The 2,063-nt window shown below is 67.0% G+C and carries 1 protein-coding gene; it reads left to right on the forward strand.

What is annotated here, in order from left to right:
* The first annotated feature begins 222 nt into the window (after positions 1-222).
* Entirely contained in the window at positions 223-1,998 is a 1,776-nt protein-coding gene (locus tag ACOVRJ_RS17205; RefSeq protein ID WP_422045062.1) for an IS1634 family transposase, read from the forward strand.
* Positions 1,999-2,063 lie beyond the last annotated feature (65 nt).

Consider the following 2,063-nt stretch of genomic DNA (forward strand, 5'->3'; position numbering starts at 1 on the left):
TGGTGGAGTCGTTCCGCAACGAGGCCGGCCAGCCCCGGCAGCGTACGCTGGCCACCCAAGTTCGACACTTCCGCGGCCTTTTGTCGCATGAGCGCGGCGCGAAGCCGTGACGGATCAACGAGTTGGAGCGCCACACAGGGCATTTTCGCTAGATGCTTGTAGTGGCACGTCAAGAGAGCTTTGTAGTTTCCATCTGCCGATGCCTCGGCTACACTCGCGGCCATGTTCATCAAGGTCACGACCTCCGGCGGGCGCCGCTACGCGCAGCTGGTGGAGTCGTTCCGCAACGAGGCCGGCCAGCCCCGGCAGCGTACGCTGGCCACGCTGGGCCGACTTGAACCGGGCGGCGATGTCGATCGACTCATCGCCGCACTGAGCCGCGCACAGGGCCGCGCCGACGCACCGGTGAGCTCGGCCCGCATCACCGATCTGCGCTTCTTGGAGGCGCGTGCCGCCGGCGATGTCTGGGCGCTGTGGCAACTGTGGCGGGCGCTGGATCTGGAGGGCCTGTCGCTGGCTTGGCGCCGCTCGAAGACCGAGCTGGACGTGCTGGCCTGCCTGCGGGCGATGGTCTTCAATCGGCTGTGCGATCCGTCCTCCAAGCTCGGTGTGCTGCGCTGGCTGCAGACGGTGGCGCTGCCGCGCGGCTTCGGCTTCGATGGCGGTCTGCCGGAGCATCAGCACCTGCTGCGCGCGATGGACGTCATCGACGATCACGCCGATGCGATCAACGAACGACTTGCGCTGCTGATGCGCCCGCTGATCGACCAGGAGCTGTCGGTCGTGTTCTACGACCTCACCACCATCAAGGTGCACGGCGAAGCGGTGGTCGACGGCGACGTGCGCGACCTCGGCAAGTCCAAGGACGGCGGGGTGGCGCGCCAGTTTGTGCTGTCGCTGGTGCAGACCGCCGAGGGGCTGCCCATCGCGCATGAGGTCCACCCGGGCAATACGGCCGAAGCGAAGACGCTGCTGCCGATGATCCGTGCGCTGTTGGAGCGCTGGCCGCTCAAGCGCGTGGTCTTGGTGGCCGATCGCGGCCTGCTGAGCTTGAACAACCTGCGGGAGATTGCGCAGCTGCAGGCCGAGCTGGACGCGACGGGTCGCGGCGTGCGCTTGGAGTACGTGCTGGCGGTACCGGCTGCACGGTACGGCGAGTTCCGCAACGAGCTCAAGGCATTGGATGCCGGGCACGATTCGGCGGTTACGTGGATCGACGAACTGCGCTGGGCCACGGGGGACGAGAAGGACCCGGCAGACCCGCCAATGCAACACCGACTGGTGGTCGCCCACGACCCCGTGGTGGCGCAGCGGCGCAGCCAAGCCAGGCGCGAGCAGATGCGCGAGTTGATCGCGCTGGGCGAGCAGTGGGGCGGACGGCTGGACGCGCAGGATGCCGGCCAGCGGCGACGCGGTCGGCCGCTGTCGGACTCGGGCGCCAAGGCGCGGCTGTACCACGCCGTCAAGGATGCCAACCTGGCACATCTGATCCAGGTGGACCTGCACAGCGAGCTGTTCCAGTTCACCGTCGACGAACAGCGGCTGCAGTACCTCCAAGGGCTGGACGGCAAGCTGCTGCTGGTGACGAACACCGACACACCGGCCGCTGAAGTCGTGCAGCGCTACAAGAGCCTGGCGGACATCGAGCGCGGCTTCCGCGCGCTCAAGAGCGAGATCGAGATCGGGCCGGTGTATCACCGGCTGCCACGACGGATCCGCGCCCACGCGTTGGTGTGCTTCTTGGCGCTGATCCTCCATCGTGTGCTGCGCATGCGGCTGAAGGCCAGCAACCGCCAGGAGTCCCCGGCGCGGTTGCTGGAGCAGTTGAGGCGAATTCAGCACCAGACGGCGCAGGCTCCCGATGGGCAGTTGCTGCGCGGTCTGACTGAACTCGGTGCCGCCCAGCGGGAGTTGTTCGCCGCGGTCGGGCTCCCGGTTCCGACGCCTGACGGCCTCATGCCGTCAGACGCGGGGGACCCCCCGACGGTTGATTTGTAGTCTGCGGACTGAAGTCGCCTTCAAATCAAATCAACAACTTACGCGCAGTAAGTGTCGAACTTGGG

The organism is Roseateles sp., from assembly GCF_049240545.1.
Taxonomy (GTDB): domain Bacteria; phylum Pseudomonadota; class Gammaproteobacteria; order Burkholderiales; family Burkholderiaceae_C; genus Paucibacter_A.